The organism is Paenibacillus sp. 19GGS1-52 (assembly GCF_022369515.1).
Taxonomy (GTDB): domain Bacteria; phylum Bacillota; class Bacilli; order Paenibacillales; family Paenibacillaceae; genus Paenibacillus_AQ.
The window spans coordinates 14,080-31,182 of sequence record NZ_CP059724.1 but is presented as its reverse complement, the minus strand read 5'-3'; the positions used below and the strand labels follow the sequence as shown (position 1 = coordinate 31,182).

The 17,103-nt window shown below is 48.8% G+C and carries 15 protein-coding genes; 10 read left to right on the top strand and 5 right to left on the bottom strand.

The features are described 5' to 3' along the window. Window positions 1-21: 21 nt before the first annotated feature. From H1230_RS00135 to H1230_RS00130, 3 genes are all read right to left on the bottom strand, one after another. Window positions 22-2,166, bottom strand: coding sequence for a DEAD/DEAH box helicase (locus H1230_RS00135; RefSeq protein WP_239713701.1), 2,145 nt, complete (start codon window positions 2,164-2,166; stop codon window positions 22-24). Between the two features lie 154 nt (window positions 2,167-2,320). After that, the gene (locus H1230_RS31345) at window positions 2,321-2,452 is read right to left on the bottom strand and encodes a hypothetical protein (RefSeq protein ID WP_275591053.1); all 132 of its coding nucleotides are present in this window, start codon (window positions 2,450-2,452) and stop codon (window positions 2,321-2,323) included. A 607-nt stretch (window positions 2,453-3,059) separates the two neighbouring features. Next, window positions 3,060-4,694 (bottom strand): SWIM zinc finger family protein, encoded by a 1,635-nt coding sequence (locus H1230_RS00130; protein WP_239713700.1) that lies wholly within the window; start codon window positions 4,692-4,694, stop codon window positions 3,060-3,062. A 440-nt stretch (window positions 4,695-5,134) separates the two neighbouring features. On the opposite strand from H1230_RS00130, the gene H1230_RS00125 reads away from it, so the two are divergent. From H1230_RS00125 to H1230_RS00095, 7 genes are all read left to right on the top strand, one after another. Further along, the gene (locus H1230_RS00125; protein ID WP_239717678.1) at window positions 5,135-7,447 is read left to right on the top strand and encodes a helix-turn-helix domain-containing protein; all 2,313 of its coding nucleotides are present in this window, start codon (window positions 5,135-5,137) and stop codon (window positions 7,445-7,447) included. Between the two features lie 254 nt (window positions 7,448-7,701). Continuing rightward, window positions 7,702-8,631 (top strand): tripartite tricarboxylate transporter substrate binding protein, encoded by a 930-nt coding sequence (locus tag H1230_RS00120; protein WP_239717676.1) that lies wholly within the window; start codon window positions 7,702-7,704, stop codon window positions 8,629-8,631. Between the two features lie 171 nt (window positions 8,632-8,802). Next, window positions 8,803-9,801 carry a 2-keto-3-deoxygluconate transporter gene (kdgT, locus tag H1230_RS00115; protein ID WP_239713699.1) on the top strand — a complete coding sequence of 333 codons (999 nt, stop codon included), beginning with the start codon at window positions 8,803-8,805 and terminating at the stop codon, window positions 9,799-9,801. 193 nt (window positions 9,802-9,994) lie between these two features. Continuing rightward, the gene (locus H1230_RS00110) at window positions 9,995-10,609 is read left to right on the top strand and encodes an Ada metal-binding domain-containing protein (RefSeq protein WP_239713698.1); all 615 of its coding nucleotides are present in this window, start codon (window positions 9,995-9,997) and stop codon (window positions 10,607-10,609) included. Next, window positions 10,563-11,123, top strand: coding sequence for a methylated-DNA--[protein]-cysteine S-methyltransferase (locus H1230_RS00105; RefSeq protein ID WP_239713697.1), 561 nt, complete (start codon window positions 10,563-10,565; stop codon window positions 11,121-11,123). The genes H1230_RS00110 and H1230_RS00105 overlap by 47 nt, the downstream gene beginning before the upstream one ends. After that, complete coding sequence (locus H1230_RS00100) at window positions 11,104-12,003, top strand: DNA-3-methyladenine glycosylase 2 (protein ID WP_239713696.1); 900 nt, start codon at window positions 11,104-11,106, stop codon at window positions 12,001-12,003. Before H1230_RS00105 ends, H1230_RS00100 begins: the two co-directional genes overlap by 20 nt. Before the next feature lie 267 nt (window positions 12,004-12,270). After that, entirely contained in the window at window positions 12,271-12,597 is a 327-nt protein-coding gene (locus tag H1230_RS00095; RefSeq protein WP_239713695.1) for a hypothetical protein, read from the top strand. Between the two features lie 73 nt (window positions 12,598-12,670). Here H1230_RS00095 and H1230_RS00090 read toward each other — a convergent pair whose 3' ends face one another. Then, the gene (locus H1230_RS00090) at window positions 12,671-13,093 is read right to left on the bottom strand and encodes a VOC family protein (protein ID WP_239713694.1); all 423 of its coding nucleotides are present in this window, start codon (window positions 13,091-13,093) and stop codon (window positions 12,671-12,673) included. Window positions 13,094-13,201: 108 nt separating this feature from the next. On the opposite strand from H1230_RS00090, the gene H1230_RS00085 reads away from it, so the two are divergent. After that, on the top strand, window positions 13,202-14,155 hold the full coding sequence (locus tag H1230_RS00085; protein ID WP_239713693.1) for a helix-turn-helix transcriptional regulator: 954 nt from the start codon (window positions 13,202-13,204) through the stop codon (window positions 14,153-14,155). A gap of 84 nt (window positions 14,156-14,239) precedes the next feature. Here the strand turns inward: H1230_RS00085 and pdxR are convergent, their stop codons facing one another. Then, on the bottom strand, window positions 14,240-15,658 hold the full coding sequence (gene pdxR, locus H1230_RS00080; RefSeq protein ID WP_239713692.1) for a MocR-like pyridoxine biosynthesis transcription factor PdxR: 1,419 nt from the start codon (window positions 15,656-15,658) through the stop codon (window positions 14,240-14,242). A gap of 103 nt (window positions 15,659-15,761) precedes the next feature. Here pdxR and H1230_RS00075 point away from each other — a divergent pair, with 103 nt between their 5' ends. Both H1230_RS00075 and H1230_RS00070 read left to right on the top strand, forming a co-directional pair. Further along, window positions 15,762-16,319, top strand: coding sequence for a GNAT family N-acetyltransferase (locus H1230_RS00075; protein WP_239713691.1), 558 nt, complete (start codon window positions 15,762-15,764; stop codon window positions 16,317-16,319). Between the two features lie 174 nt (window positions 16,320-16,493). Then, window positions 16,494-16,961 (top strand): Hsp20/alpha crystallin family protein, encoded by a 468-nt coding sequence (locus tag H1230_RS00070; RefSeq protein WP_239713690.1) that lies wholly within the window; start codon window positions 16,494-16,496, stop codon window positions 16,959-16,961. Window positions 16,962-17,103 lie beyond the last annotated feature (142 nt).

Sequence of the window (17,103 nt, the reverse complement as noted above, 5' to 3'; positions counted from 1 at the left end):
ACGAAATTCTGATGACGGAGCTTATCCCATCCACTCCCGCCGCAATGTAAAGAGATCCTTCAGCGCATCAGTGGACAGCTCGGTGATCCAGCCCTCGGAGCTGGCGATGACATTGTCGCTGAGCTGCTGCTTGCTCTCCAGCATCTCATCAATTCGTTCCTCCAGCGTACCAAGCGAGATGAACTTATGCACTTGTACATCACGGGTTTGGCCCATGCGGTAAGCGCGGTCTGTGGCCTGATTCTCGACAGCCGGATTCCACCAGCGGTCGAAATGGAAGACGTGGTTGGCTGCTGTTAGATTCAGACCGACTCCGCCCGCCTTAAGTGAAAGGATAAACACATTTGGTTGGTCGGAGGCTGACTCTTCAGACGGCAGCAATGAGTCCGCAACAGACGGGATAGGGGTCTGGAACCGTTCAATCATCTTGTCCCGTACGGCCTTGGACGAGCTGCCGTTCAAATATAGCACCGGCTCCTGAAGCTCTTCCTGCAGGACGGCTTGCAGCATTTTGCCCATACCGACATATTGGGTGAAAATAAGACAGCGCTCGTTCTCCTCGCGCAGCTCCCGCACCATTGCCAGTAGTCGCTCCAGCTTGGCCGAACGGTCGATCAGCGCACTGGTGTCGAGCTTGTTCTCGGCATCTGTATCTGGCAGCGCCTCCTTCGTCAGCAGCATCGGATGATCGCATAGCTGTTTAAGTCCGGTCAGTGCAGCTAGAATCGCCCCTTTGCGTTCAATGCCTTCGAGCTTCTGCATACGTTCCATGAGTCCATTTACGGTCTGATCATAGAGAGCGGCTTGCTCAGCCGTTAGATGAATATAGGTCTTCATCTCGTTCTTCTCCGGCAGGTCCAGCTGAATCGCTGGATCTTTTTTCTTGCGGCGCAGCATAAAAGGTTTGACCAACCTTTGCAGATCAGCTGTACGTTTAACATCATGTTCCTTCTCAATGGCATTGCTGAACCGTTCATTAAAAGCTCTGGAGCTGCCTAGATAACCCGGCGTAATGAAATCGTAGATCGACCACAGCTCTGAGAGACGATTCTCGATAGGTGTGCCTGTTAGCGCAATCCGGTGCAGAGCCGGGAAGCTGCGCACCGCCGCCGACTGCTTGGTCTGGGCATTCTTGATGTTCTGTGCTTCATCCAGGCATACGGTTGCCCAAGTGAATTCTTTCAGCAGCTCCTGATCCAGCGTTGCGGTGGAATAAGATGTCAGGACGACATCGGCCTGCGCAGCGGCTCCATAGAAGAAGCCCGCATCGAGGCGTCTGCTTCCATAGTGGAGCATAACGTTCAGGGACGGGGCAAAGCGCTGCAATTCCTTCTCCCAGTTGCCAAGTACCGAGGTAGGGCAGATGATCAGCGAAGGCCATTCCGGTGGAGCGCTGTGTGAACGGATCGCCGCCTCACGCTGCGCTGGGCCTACGTCTGACTGGTCTTTCAGGTGGAGCAGGTAGGCGATCAGCTGGACGGTTTTGCCGAGTCCCATATCATCCGCGAGACAAGCACCCAGACCAAAGCGGCGCAGAAAAGCAAGCCAGGCATAACCTTCATGCTGATAAGGCCGCAGCTCTGCCTGTAAACTGGCGGGTACTGCCGGCTTCGGCCACTGGGAGCGTTGACCGAGCTGGGCGATGAGCCCGATTAAATGCTCGTTCAGCTCCACCTCAAGCCGGACGCGCGTCGCATCCTCCAGAAGCTGTTCCTCGGAGGCATTGTCGTTCTCGGCTTCATCGACGCTGCCCAGCAGATGCAGCTGAAGAATATCCTGAAAGGACAAGCCTTGCGACTTGTCCATGCCGGCCATGGCTCTTTGAATCTGAGCCAGCAGGGCGGGGTCCAGCGGCACCCATTGGCCTCTGAACCGCACGAGTCGTTGTCCACGGGCCACGAGTTCGGCGAACTCTGCCTCGGAGAGGTCAGCGTCTCCGATGGAGATGCGCCAATCGAAGTCGATCAGCGAATCCAGCCCGAACAGCGACTGGCCGCCGCGATTGCCCTCGCCGGAGCTGATCTTGGCGCGCAGGCGCGGTTTCTTCCGGCTGGCTGCTTCCCACCACGCCGGAAGCAGCACTTGCCAGCCAGCTTCCAGCAGCAGCTGGCTGTCCACGGTCAAGAACCGCCAGGCGATTTCATCGCTGAGCGGTTCGGCCAGCACATCGCCGCCCGGCGCGAAGCGCTCGGCCGGCATGCTTGCCCGCAGGCTCGTAAGCCAGCCTGCGGCGCGCTCGTGCACGTGGGCCGACCATGCTGTCGGCCACAAGCCATGCGGCTCGCCATCCTCGGCGAGCCTTACCGGAACAAGCGCGGAATCATCGCGCTTGTCTTGAAGCAGCAGCTGCAGCCGCCAGTGCGAGTCGTCCGCATCCGCGTCCGGCTCCAGTAGCTGCAGCGCGGGCCGGAAGGGCGCCGTGTCGGCCTTCCAGCCGATCGCCATAAGCCATGAGGCGGCATCCATACCTGCCGCCCCCGCGCCGCTGCGCTCGAATAGCAGCGGATACTCGCTGCGTAGATCGCCGGTCTCAGCTTCTGTTCCATAATGCCGCTGAAACACAGCCGCAGAGAATGCCGCCTGCAGGCCGTCTGCAAAGCTGCTGTTCAGGCTAAGCTCTAAGTGTGCAGCTTGCGCTTGTGCATTGGCTTCCGCCGCCAGCCGTAAGACTTCTTCATCCCAAGTCCACTGCAGCTTGCCTGCCTGATGTGCGGTGAAGCTGGGAATATATTTCTTCTCCTCAAGGGCTGCAGCGAGCAGTGGTGCCAGCTCAAGCAATTGAGCGGCTGAGCCCTCCCAGTTCCAATCGATATGGGTCAGCAGCTTGCGTGCCGCGAAGAACGGAATTACCTGCTCCGCGGGAAGAATGACGAGTTCTACACCTTCGGCATTCTGAACGGTTAGCTCAGTACCGTAAAAAGAGTCCGCATGCCAGGCGAACAGCCGCTGCTTGAGATAAAGGCCAGGCACGGCTTCGTGCCCGTTATTGGTTCCAAAGATCAGTGCATCTCCATATGGAGTTAGGGCAAGTTGAACGGTAATGGTGCGCAACTGCATATTCATGGTATCAGCTTTCCTTTCCGAAGCTCCTCCTGCAGAGCGCGAAGCCTGCTGTGACGAATCGTGAAGGAGCTCATAAATAGCTCCCACCGTTCCTCACGCTTCATTTTTTTGTATAGTTTGGCTAATCGTTTGAGTAATTTAACCGCTGATTTATAGCTGTGCCTGTTTTTCTCCAGCACATATCTTTCTGCAGCCTGATGATAGAAGGGCAGGAGAATCTCCGGTGCATTTTTCTCCAGAGGCTGCAGATCCTTGACTCGGAAATCGGAGGGCTCTTTACCAATGGACAGCTGATAGTCCATCCATTCCTGCCATTTGCCGTAGGCCAACAGCTTTTCATCGTAAATCTCACGAGAGGTAGGAAGCATAAGGGTCAGCGTACTCCACATTTGGGGCTCCGCTGCAGGAAGATGTTGAACCGCTTCCTCCCAGTAGTCAGAATATCTCTGCAAATTATAGATGCGGCTGTTTAGTAAAGGGCCGATTTCGGCGAGCCATGCGGCCATTCGTGGCCAATCGCCCATAACCAAAAGAGAAGTCAGAAAGCTCATGAACTCGTCCGGATGAAGGCCGGGACGCTCTGCCGCACTTCTCAGCAGGGTCATAGCGGTCTGATCTTCGGACAGATAGAAATACATCCGGCTCTTAGCAAGCAGGAGTGCATTGCGAGAAAGTGCAGCCCCAAGCTCGCTTTCCGCCTGCTGCAGTTGGGCTATTTCCTCTGTATAAAGTGCTGTGCTGCTGATATTAGGCGCGATCCAATTTCTCCAGAGTAGGTCATAACATACCGAGAAACGGGGCTGATCCCGCAAGCGATCTCGTGCTTCGGTCAACATCTCCCGCCGCAGGTAAGCTATAGTATCGGAGATGCGCTGCCACTGGTCAGGCTCTGCTGCCAGCGGCAGCTCCTCAACTAACAACTGGGCTATGGCATCCTGTAGTTCAGATACAGCAAGATGGGTGAAATACCCCAGTGAAGGGCTATAGACACCGGCAGGGCTCCCTGATGCTTGGATTATGGCTTCCAAAATAAAGAGGTGAGTATGGAGATTGAACAGCTTCTCGCTTATAGGTGTTAGCTGCGGCTTTAACTTGGCTATTGAGGATAAGGACCGTTCCACGTACTGTGGATTTCGGGTGTTCAGAGCCAGCGGGGCCAGGCATGTCGCAAAATAGTCCCACCATTCCGCGATCCCCTGAGCAGGAAGTTGGCGGGCCTGCTCCTTCAGCTGTTCTTGACGATTACTATAGGCTGCTGCTGGGGCAGACGACGGACTGGCTGGAGGGATATGCAGGGCCGCTGCCGCTGTGGCGTTAGCCAGCTTGTTCACAGACCGCTCCTGTTGTTCGGCATAATTCATCAGCACAGCGGCCATATGCTTGCAAGGGCCTGAGACGGGACAGTTGCAACGGCTTAGGGTGAAATCGTCCAGATTAATGGATACACTGTAATCGTCGCTGCCTTCGACCAAAGCTTTAATCTTCCGGGGTTCGGTCATTCTGAACGGCTGTACACGCTTCTGTTTATAATATTGAAACCCGCGCTTGAGGGTCAGATCATCGAAATAATACGCCACATCTTGAATGAGCTTATTCCACTGCGCTTCATCCATGGCATAGGTTGGTTGCATTGTTATCGGTCTCCTGTGAATATATTAGTCTTCATTTATATAATTTGAACTTAAGATCTTTCTGAATCGGCATTAATTGTAAATGCGGTGAATGTTTGGATTACCGGCCGCTGCCCATCTCCAAATTTCTTGATTTATTCCGCTAGTAGCGGATGAAATTCGGAGACTGCCTATGCTTCCGAAGTAGCTTTTCTACGGAAAGCTTTCAGGCGGTCGCTATCGCTCCTACAGTTCCAAATTTCCCTCCGTTACTTTTGCCTTTTTCATATTTTTTAGTTCATATTATATAGTTCCTTTATTATATCATTTATCTTATCGTGCTTTTATCGCTAAATCTCCATATTCTCAGAGGATATGATATGCTCCATAATGTAGTAAGAGTTAATAGGCTGTGCTAGGCTTTTGGAAGTAAAGAAATGTGGAAGGATGAAGCTGCGATAATGCTGCGATTTAAATTAAAGTTCCTGCTTAAAAATAAACAGACGAGACTGATTCTGATGCTTACGCTCAGCGTGTCTCTATTGATTACTATGATTGGTCTATTCTCCTATGGGGAGTATAGGGATGCACTGGATTCGGAACTGAACACGCCTAATATAGAGCTGCTGCAAATTAATCTGGACGTGACCAACCGGGCGTTCCGTGAATCGGATAATAAGGCGGTAGATTTGTCTTTTCATCCAGCCGTCCTTAAATACATTAATGCCAAAACCATGGATAATGCAGAGGTTTCTGCTGAACCGCAGACCTATTTGCGAACCTTGGCTACGGAACCGGATATTCATGCTATAAGTGTGATCAAATTTAAGGATCATTCGATTCTATCGAGTAGTTATGGTTATAGGGCAACATGGGAGCAGGCACCGGATTATGCCTGGAGTACCTGGATTGAAGAAATCAAAGAGAAGCCGCTCTTAATCAAAAGAAGGCTGTATATCGGCACGGATTCACAGCTTGGGAATACAGAATTGCTCTCCCTGGCCAGACCGATTGTTCAGAATGGACAAGTCACTGGTGCCGTCCTGATTGACCTGGATTACGACTGGCTGTTCTCCAAGATGTATACCCATTTATCCAGCTATCAATTTGTTTATAACCTGGATGGGGATCTGATCTATCCCAAGCTGAATCTGCCGTTTCCACTGACAGAAATGAACGAAGTGTTGTCTTCAATCGACGTCAGTCCTTTCGCCCATGTGAAGGTGGAAGGGCAGGCTTATATGGTTAATCAGACTTTCTCGAATGTGACAGGGTGGAGGCTTATTTCCCTGGTTCCGATGGAGCAGCTGCTTAAGAATGTAACAATTGCCCGGAATATGATGCTTATGCTGTCTTTGATCTCGATCATTGTCGGCTGTTCTGCTATTTACTACTACAACTTCGCGGCCTTCCGGCCTTTAAAAAGAATAAATAAACTGTTGACCCCGGATCAAAGGGCAGTCGGACATGGGAATCTGTATGATCTAGAACCAGTTATCGGTAAGCTGGTCGGAGATTTTCAGAGTAAATCACGTGTGGCGGAATGGAGTATGCCGGAGCTGCGCTCCAAATTTGTCCACGATCTGATCACCAGGAGCATTGGTACACAAGAGACGGAGACCAAATGGGAACATTATTTCTTAGGCTGGGAGGCAGGTCCTTTCGAGACGGTTATTATATCTATCGACCGTCACGCGCAGTGGTCGGCACCTTATATAGAAGAAGATCAGATGCTGCTTAAGTACGCGATGAATAACATCCTGATCGAGTATTTTGAACCTTCCTGGCGCACGGTGACGGCAGCCCCCCAGAAGGACAGTCTGGTGGTTCTGCTGCAGCCCAAGGGGCAGACAACCATTATTCTTCATGAAGACGCAACGAAACTGGTCGATATGCTGCAGGAATTATTAAAAATCTCCGTATCTATCGGGATCGGTCTGCCTGCTTCCAGTATTGCGCAAGTTACACGTTCCTACACGGAAGCCCAGCTGGCGTTGTCCCATCGTTTATATGAAGGATATGGACGCGTTCGAGAATATTCAGCTAAATTGCATGATGAGAATACTCTGGCGATGGATGATTCATGGAAGCTGGAAGTGATTCATGCGCTTAAATCGTCCGATACGGATGCAGGGCTACTATGGATACACCGTTGGGCAGCAGATACCCGCAAGAAAGGCATACAACCGCAGCGGGTCTTCCGTATGGTTGACGATTTGCTTGAAGAAGTGTTGGATATTGCCGTAGCGGGTGGACATTCACTTCCCGTCGAGCTTGCGGATTATACTTGGTATCAAGTAACTACAATGGATCTGTCAGAGATTGAAGAGATGCTCTGCAGCATTGTTGTACATCTGTCGAAAGAGCTCGGGCAGCATCGACAATCGAAGGAGTATCAGCTCGCCCAGAGCATGATTCAATATATGGAGAATAACTTGCAGCATAATATTGGACTGCAGGATATCGCGTCACATGTCAGTATGGGCATTTCCTCAGTGAGCAATATCTTCAAGGAAGAGACTGGAACGACCGTCTATGACTACTTAACCAACCTGAGAATTGATAAAGCCTGTGAGCTGCTTCAGGACAGTAGCATGAAGCTGGCGGATATCGCGCTGCTTGTGGGGTACCAGAATGAGAACAGCTTTATCCGCGCCTTCCGCAAAAACAAATCGATCACCCCAGGCAAGTTCCGTGAGAGCAGCAAATATTCCAACGAGTATGCAGATCAGCCAAAACCGCGCCAAACCAGCGTTTCTGACGATTCAGAATAAGATAATACGATTGCCCCGCCACCCCCGGGTACGCTATGCTTTGTTTGAGAAAAATTTCACAGCTGCGAAAAAATGTACAGCTGATGCTGAAGACTTGGGGGTGAAGCAGCGAGTGCGGACGGGATGCTCTTTCGTTCAATCGCTCGATCACTGTTAATGAGAGAAGAGGGATAGTTTTGAAACGAACAACCAAATTAGGCTTTTGGGTAGCATCCGTGCTTGTGGTTCTATTATTGATTCTGATCGGAACGCGAATGTCGGGTGATCACAACCGGAGTGGTGAAAGCGCTGATTTTCCTAAGAAGCCCATTACGCTGATCGTACCTTATGCAGCTGGCGGTGGAACAGATTTAACAGCGAGAGCTTTAGCCAAAGCAACGGAGAAAGTTATCAGTCAGCCGATCATAGTCGTGAACCGGACTGGCGGCGGTGGTTCCGTTGGATTGATGGAGGGTGCAAATGCCAAAGGAGATGGATATACAGTTACTTTTCTCCCGGCTGAGCTAACGATCCTTCCGCATCTGGGATTACTTCCTATTACCTATGAGAAATTCAAACCTATAGCCCAAACCAATTTTGATCCTTCCGCCATTACCGTAAGAGCCGAAGCGCCATGGCAAACCGTAAATGAATTTCTTGACTTTGCGAAAGCGCATCCAGGTGAATTGAAAATGGGAAACGCAGGGACGGGGAGCATTTGGCATTTAGCTGCCGTAACATTGGAACGGGAAACAGGTGTGAAGTTTGCACATATTCCTTTTGAAGGAGCAGGACCAGCAGTATCTGCCCTGATGGACGGTTTTGTGGATGCAGTGCCTGTAAGTCCTGCCGAGGTGAAGAAGTATGTGGATGAAGGAAAGCTTCGCACACTGGCGATTAATGCCGACAAGCGCTCAGAGGCGTTGCCTGGTGTTCCAACATTGGAGGAGCAAACCGGGATTCACGTGAATTTTACCGGTACATGGAGAGGACTTGCTGTACCCAAGGATACTCCGGATGAAATTGCAGAGCTCTTGGCCGGAGCTTTTATCAAAGGAACTGAGGACAAAGAATTCAGAGATTATATGAAAATGAACGGACTAGGCTTACTGGTCAAGGATGGCAAAGAATTTGCTCAGCAATTAAAGGAAAGTGATGATCTGTTCGCCAAGATGATTCCGGAGCTGGGGCTAAGTCGTAACTAGTGTGAAAGCGTGGTTATAGAAGAATTATCACAGGAACTTCTCTCACTGATTGGGCTAAATAGTGAGCGCCGAACCTCCTGGGACTGATTTCTTGCGCCTTCATAAAGTGAAATAACCATTTTTTATGCGAAATTAGTACATTATCTAATGATGAAAGGTATGGTAACTACTATGAAAATTAAAAAAGCGATCGATAAAATTCCCGGCGGTATGATGCTAGTACCCCTGTTCTTGGGAGCCATTATTCATACTGCAGTTCCTGGAGCTAGTGATTATTTCGGAGGTTTCACTAAAGGCTTGATGACAGGGACTGTACCTATCTTAGCTGTATGGTTCTTCTGTATGGGGGCTGCTATTAATGTGAAAGCAACCGGAACCGTACTTCGAAAATCAGGTACCTTGGTATTGACCAAAATTTTGGTGGCCTGGGTCGTTGCTATGATAGCTATACAGTTTCTGCCTGAGGGCGGCGTGCAGACCGGATTTTTTGCCGGGTTCTCGGTTCTAGCCATCATTTCTGCTATGGATATGACTAACGGCGGACTATATGCGTCCATCATGCAGCAATACGGCACCAAAGAAGAGTCCGGTGCGTTTGTCTTAATGTCGCTTGAATCAGGTCCACTGGTGACCATGCTTATTCTAGGCAGCACGGGTGTAGCCGTATTTGAACCGCAATTGTTTATTGGTGCTGTACTTCCATTCTTGGTCGGCTTTATTCTCGGTAATCTCGATTCTGATCTTCGTGAGTATTTCGGCAAAGCAACACAAGCTCTTATTCCGTTCTTTGGTTTTGCACTAGGTTGTTCGATTGATCTGGGTGTTATCATCGATACAGGCTTGCTGGGTATTCTGTTAGGTGTATTTGTAATTATAGTTACTGGTGTTCCGCTGATTCTGGCTGATAAATTCATCGGCAAAGGAAATGGTACCGCTGGGATTGCTGCTTCCAGTACAGCTGGTGCTGCTGTTGCTAACCCTATGCTTGTAGCCAATATGAAGCCGGAATTTCTGCCAGCAGCAGAAGCAGCGACTGCTTTGGTTGCGGCATCCGTAATTGTAACTGCCATTCTGGTGCCAATTATCACCGCATATTATTCCGATTATATGAAAAAGAAGAATCCACCGATTGAACCTGTGGAAGTATCAATTAAAAAGGCCGCAGTATAATATACAGCGTATAACAACGTAAATAATATATTTCATAAGCTTCTGTGTTATAAAAATGGACTGTCTTGACGACCGATCGGGTCATCAGGGCAGTCTCTTTGTCGTCAGACTGTCGTAATCTTGCCTTCTTATTCCAAAAGGCTGCATACGGCAAAGGCATTCGTTTATACTGGCGGTATGAGGTGATTAATAAATGAATCAAGCATTATTCGATCTAGTCTATCAATCGGTAGTCCGGCGCGAATCCACATATGATGGCGTTTATTATACAGCTGTGCTTACTACACATATCGTATGCCGCCCTTCCTGTCGGGCGAGAACACCAAACGCTTGTAATGTTGCTTTTTATACATCCTTGCAGGCCGCGCTCAGAGAAGGCTTCCGTCCTTGCAAACGCTGCAGGCCGGAGGAAGGCGGATGTCTTCGCCCTGATGCAGTATTAGCCGAGCAGGCGGATGCCATTATGGAAGCCCGTTACAGTGAACATCTAACGCTTGCGACTATGTCTGAATCGCTGAAGGTAAGTCCGTTTCATCTGCAAAAAACGTACAAACAGGTGATGGGCTACTCTCCGGCAGTCAAGCTCGATCGTGTGCGTCTGGAGAAGGTCCGGCAGCTTTTGCAGAATCCTGACCTAACGATTGCTGCGGTCGGGCAGGCGGTCGGCATTCGTGGAGCCTCTCATTTTGCAGCCTGGTTTATGCGGAAGACAGGTCTTACGCCAACGGGATATCGAACTCAATTACAGGAGGAAGCTAATCATGAGCCAGACCCTCATTTATCGACATACCCTGAACATGGGGAGTAGACCCTGGACGTTATGGGCCAGTGACCAAGGATTGATTCGTCTTTCTTTTGATTTTGAGCAGGATCATGAGCAACTACCGGAACCGTGGCTTAAGCGTTATACCGTTGCCTATCAGATCATAGAAGACGAGAGTGTATTTCTAAAGCTGGGAGTAACTCCGCTACTGGAAAGTTATTTTGCCGGATTGCCGGTGAGCTTTGCGGGTATTCCCTTGGATCTATGGGGTACTCCATTCCAGAAGGAAGTATGGTTGGGACTGGCCAATATTCCTTATGGAGCGGTTAGTACGTATAAGCAACTGGCTGAGCAGATCGGCAGACCGCAGGCGGTTCGGGCAGTAGGTGCTGCCAATGGGCAAAATCCACTGCCAGTCATCCTACCCTGCCACCGGGTCATTGGTGCGAATGGCACTTTAACCGGCTATCGGGGTGGATTGAAGCTCAAGCAGGAACTGCTGGAGCTGGAAGGCATCACACATGTGGGAGTTGCTGGACATGAACGATTTGCTTTTTGAGCTGGCGCTGCCCGAGACCTTTAACTTTGCTGTGTGCCTCGATTATATGGAACGCTCTGCACTGGAATGTCTGTATATCGTCGATCATGGAGGGGTGAACCGTCTCTTCGAACTGGAAGGTACATCCGTATTAATCCGGTTAACAGTCCCATCGGTGGGGTTCATGCAGGTGAGTTTATTGCAAGGGGCTGTTCTCAGTCAAGACGGGCAGGCGAAGCTGGCCCGCTATATTAGGGATTGGTTTGATCTGGACCGTGATCTTGAACCTTTCTACAGCCTGACTAGTAGAGATCCATTATTACGTCCGCTGGTGGAGCGCTTTTATGGACTGCGGATCGTAGGCATCCCAGATCTGTTCGAAGCATTGTGCTGGGCTATTCTCGGGCAGCAGGTAAACCTGACTTTTGCCTACAGACTGAAGCAGCGTCTGACCGCTGAATATGGGGAATCCCTGGAATGGGCAGGACATACGTATTACCATTTCCCTCGCCCGGAGGCTTTTCTGAGCGTAACTATGGAAGAGTTATGCGCTTTGCAGCTAACACGGAATAAAGCACTGACGATTCTTACAGTCGCTGGCCTGATGGCCCGCGGCGAATTGAGCCGGGAAGAGCTGCTGCAGCTGCCATCCCCCGAAGCAGCCGAAGCGAGACTCGTCCAGATCCGTGGGATCGGGCCGTGGACGGCCCAATATGTGCGGATGAGATGTTTGCGGGATGCCACCTCATTCCCGGTAGGGGATGTGGGCCTGCAGAATGCCGTAAAGGCACTCACCGGAATGGACAGAAAGCCGACCTTAGCGGAGCTTCAGCAGTTAGGTGAGAGTTGGCGGGGTTGGGAGGCTTATGCCACGTTCTATTTGTGGCGGGCGCTGTATTGAAATTTGATTGGTTAGAGCGCACAACAAAGTAGAGGGAATTTCTCCCTCTAAATATGCAACAAACAAGCTATTTAAGAGATTAGAGGGAAATTCTCCCTCTATTATTGAACTTATGGGCTTATTTGGGTTGATTATGCAATAATAGAGGGATATATTCCCTTTATTTCCTGTTTGAGAGAACTTCTGACGAAATTAAAGGGAGGAAATCCCCCTAATTTCAAAAGTATGGGTGAGTGGAACCCTATAATTGTAAAGGAGATGGAATTTTTGCGAGTTAAACCAATGGTTTTGCGATTGGCTATATTGGTAGTGAGTGCTACTGCACTAATTGGAGTTATAAAGTCTAATGTTCATGCCGCTGAGGTTAATACTAGCCAATTGGAAGATGCTGCACAGGAACCTAATATTCCAGCTGCTGTATTTGAACGACTCGGTCATCCTGATGTGATAATCACCAAAGACGACGGATCTTTTGTGAAAACGAAGCAGACAGAAGTAGTCTTCCGTCCAGATGAAATAGTTTACGATAGTGCAATGACTACTAATAAAACAAAAGTGATTATTGCATATGGCGATACTTACATTAAAGAATAGCTTACTGTGGCGGGGGTTGTATTGATCAAAAAGGCCAAGCTTGTCTACAAGGGTAGATAAACTTGGCCTTTTGTTATTTTTTCTTAGTGAAGATCTGGAAGGTAACACCGAACTTGTCTATGACCATACCATATGCTGGGCTGAAATAGGCCTCGCTTAGTGGTATGAGTACCTGACCGCCCTGCTGCAAGGAGTCATAGAAGGCCTGTGATTTGGCGAGCTCATCGGTTGTGATGCAAATCGTGATCTGGTTCCCCTTTTGAAGGGCTTGGCCCGGAAACAGATCAGACACAAACAGATCAGAGTCGCCAACCTTTAGGACGGAGTGTGCTATACGCTCTTTCTCTTCAGACGATAGTGGAGCATCGGGGTTCTGTGGGCCTTCACCAACTGTCTGTTTAAAAAGAACCTTGGCGTTCAGCGCCACTTCATAAAAGGAGATCGCTTCCTGTGCATTTCCATCAAGCATGATAAAGGGATTCAATTGTAAAGTCATATTAACCGCTCCTTAAGTTTGTATTTGTTTAGGCTGGGCTTATTTCCTACTATAGCTTATAATAGTGACAACTATTGTCATAAATAAAATAATAATGGAGTAGAACCTATGAATAAATCGCAACGGCTGCTTGAATTGATGATGGCCGTCAATCGTAAGCGGAAATTCACCGTCAAGGAGCTTGCCGGTGAATTTAATGTCTCCTCAAGAACAATCCTCAGAGACCTGCAGGAACTTAGTGAGTTGGGAGTTCCTTTATACTCTGAAGTGGGTCCGCACGGCGGATATCAGGTGTTGAAGGAAAGAATTCTGCCGCCTATCGCTTTTACAGAGGAGGAGGCTGTCGCTATTTTTTTTGCGAGTCATGCGCTGCGCCATTATGCAGTCCTGCCCTTCAAGGCAGAATCTTCTTCAGCCCTCCGGAAATTTTATAACAACTTGTCTGGTGATGTGCGGGATCGAATTGATGAGATGAAGAACAGGGTAGATTTTGTTACCCCGATACGGCAAGCCGAGTCTCCCTATTTGTCTATCTTGCTAGAGGGGGCTATTGAGCAAAAAGTACTTCTGATCGATTATGAATCGAAAGAACTAAGGTCCAGCAGACTTATTCAACCTGTTGGCATCTACGCAAGCAGCGGCTTATGGTATTGTCCAGCCTATTGCTTTCTTCGCGGTGAGATTAGGGTGTTCCGCTGTGATAGAATCTATTCGGCGGTCTATGACGACTCGCGCGTAGAACCACTGGATCTGCGGCAGATTCACCTTGGAAATAGAGAAGATTTGTTCAAAATGGAGCCGGAAGAGGAGCAGCTTAAGCTCTATGTGGAGTTGAGTAAGGAAGGTGTGCAGCGCTGTGAGGCAGAGCTGTGGTCTCCCTCCAGACTGCACATCCTTGAGGACGGAACCGGTAGGCTTGAAGGGGATATCCCGAGAAGTGACCTTCCATTCTTTGCGAAGTTTATCATCGGCTTGGGCGATGCGGCTACAGTACAAGAGCCAGCGGAGCTGGTCGATGAAATGAAACGGCTGCTTGTCAGATTGCTGGGTAAATACAGCTGAACGTTCAGGAGCCTAGCTCGAGGCTAGGCTAACCTGTATTTATTATTGTTTTTTGCACATGGAAGGAAGGCAATTACACCTCACTTAAGCCAAAGGGAACCATATTTCCGCCAACGTTCGAATGCCCTCCTCAATCTGATCTTCGTCTATACCTCCGAAACCTAGGATAAACTCCAATGCGTCATTGCCAGGCTCGCTCCACCAGGTATAGGTCATGGGAGTGATGCGGATGCTGGCTGCCTTAGCAGCTGACACAAGCTGTTCCGCTGTGCTGCTATGCTCTAGAGTTAGCAAGATGTGAAATCCGGCGTCTTTTCCGCTAACTGTTACCTTATTCTTAAAATGCTGCTTGATGGCTTGAAGGACGATATCATGCTTCCGTTGATAGAGTAGGCGCATTCTCCGCAGATGTTTTTCAAAGTAACCCCTTTCGATAAAATAATGCAAGGCAATTTGGTTCAGCCTTGAGGCCGAATGCTCTAGATATAGCTCACTTTTTAACTCGTGATAGATAAGAAGCAGCACCTTAGGCAGAATCATATAATGAATGCATAAAGCCGGTGAAACCGACTGTGCGAAGCTGCCCATATAGATGACTGGGCTGTCCTCCATAAGTCCTTGGAGAGAGGGGATCGGGCGACCATGATAGCGGAATTCACCATCATAATCATCTTCTATAATATAGCCGTTTGTGTTTAGGACCCAGTCTAGCAGTGCCAGACGTTTCGCTATCGGCATAGTCATTCCCTTAGGGAACTGGTGGGAAGGTGAGATATAAACGGTATTGGCTTTACTGCGATACAAGCTTTCTACATCAAGTCCATCTTCCTGCAGCGGGATAGCTTTCACCTCGAATCCATTTCTCTTAAAGGTAGATGGCAATAAATGATACCCAGGATCTTCAAAACCTAGGCTTGTAGTCCTCCCCTTAAGCATTAAGCTAAGCAGAGAGCTGATTGTGTATTGATCACCGCCGATGACTACCTGCTCAGCTGAACAGCGCAGTCCACGGAATTGTCTTAAATAAGTGGAGATGCTGTCTCTTAAGGCAGGCTCTCCCTGCGGATCTCCATATTGCAACAGATCGCTGTTAGAGAGCTGCTCCTGATAAAGGCTTCGCCATATTTTGTGGGGGAAATTGGAGAAGTCGTTCTTCGAGATATGGAAATCATAGGCATAGGAATAAGAATCACGGGCTGTGATTGGATAAGGTTTGGAGGGTCGAAGGTCACTGGGTACGGTGATTCCGTTAAACGTCTGGATAGGCTGAACATAATAGCCACTCTTGGCTTTGCTAGTGAGGAAGCCTTCGGATAATAGCTGTTGGTATGCCAGTTCCACTGGAGTAGTGCTGATGTGCAATTGTGTGGCCATTACGCGGATCGAAGGCAGTCGAGTCCCGCTTAACAGGCCGCCGTTGATGATCTCTTTTTTGAAAAAAGTATAAAGCTGTATGTAATAAGGTACTTCACTATTTGGATCAAGCTTAGGGACAATTAGCATAATATCCGCTCCATCTGTCATTTGAAATTATACGATTCTGTCTATTTTAAAGTATACAGTTAATCGATACCATAGAGCTAATAGGAAATGGAGGAGAATGAAGATGAGTGATAAACAAGCCAGACTGCTGACGGGGGAACGGGTCTACCTGCGTCCACTTAACGGGGAAGATAGCGAGTTGTATTACCAAATGTTCTATGACGAGGAGACCCGTTGGCTTACCGGAACGCAGAAGCATAATACCAAGGAGCAAATTGCCCGTTATATTGAGCGCAAGACTGGGGATGATTCCAGTGTGCTGCTGTTAATCGCGCTAGAGGAGAACGATACAGTCATAGGCGATATAGCGATTCAGGATATGGACCGGAATAACCGGACGGCGAATCTGCGGATAGCGATCGATAAGGTTGAGCACCAGAGTAAGGGTTACGGACAAGAAGCGCTGTTATTGCTGCTGAATTATGGTTTTGGCATCTTAAACTTGCACCGTATTGAATTAGAGGTCTACGCATATAATAACCGTGCGGTACATGTCTATGAAAAAGTAGGTTTTGTTAGAGAAGGCGTGCGACGGCAGACGCTCTACTACAATCATGAATACCATGATGTGATCATGATGAGCATGCTGGAGAATGAGTATCGAGCGCGATATTTGCCATGAAGGTCAAATAAGGTCAAATCAATAAAAATTCTATTATTTGTTAAGTAAACTGCAAAGAAACGCCGGAATTCGGCCGTTTTTGGACTTGGATCGGCTTTGTTATTCCCTATTAATAGGACTATAATTAAGCCATAAGGTCAAACAAAGTCAAAGTCAATGAGAGGAGAATGGACAATGTTTAATTTGGTTCCTTTTGGAAAAGGTAGAGAAGATGCTTTTGGTGTGCTCGCCAAGTCTTTGAATGAAGTATTCAATGATGATTTCTTTGCACCGATCAAAAGCTCCACGGTTGTCTTCAGAACCGATATCCGTGAGAGTGAGCAGGCTTATCTGATCGAAGCCGAGCTTCCCGGCTTTAAGAAAGAAGAAATCGACATTGACTATGCCAATTCTTATTTGACGATTAAAGCTTTGCGCAAGGAAGAGGATACTGAGGAGAATCAGGAGCATCAGATTGTACGCCGAGAACGCCGCTACGGGGAATATGTGCGGAGATTCTACGTGCAGGATATTTCGGAGGAAGGCATTCGTGCGTCCTTGAAGGATGGTTTGCTAACGCTAGAGGTTCCCAAACGGAAAAAGTTGCAAAGCAAACGAATCGAAATCCAAGATGGTGGGTCCGCAGAATCACAGCAGGAGTAATGGCGTATTAAGTCCGGTGAGCTTGTGGTGAACAGGAGCCTTAGAGCTTTTGGGCATGTTCTCGAAAGTTCAACTTATCCTAGCAGTCACGGCGTAATCATCGGGCTTTTCACATAGCAGTACTATAGAAGGCGCATTGTAG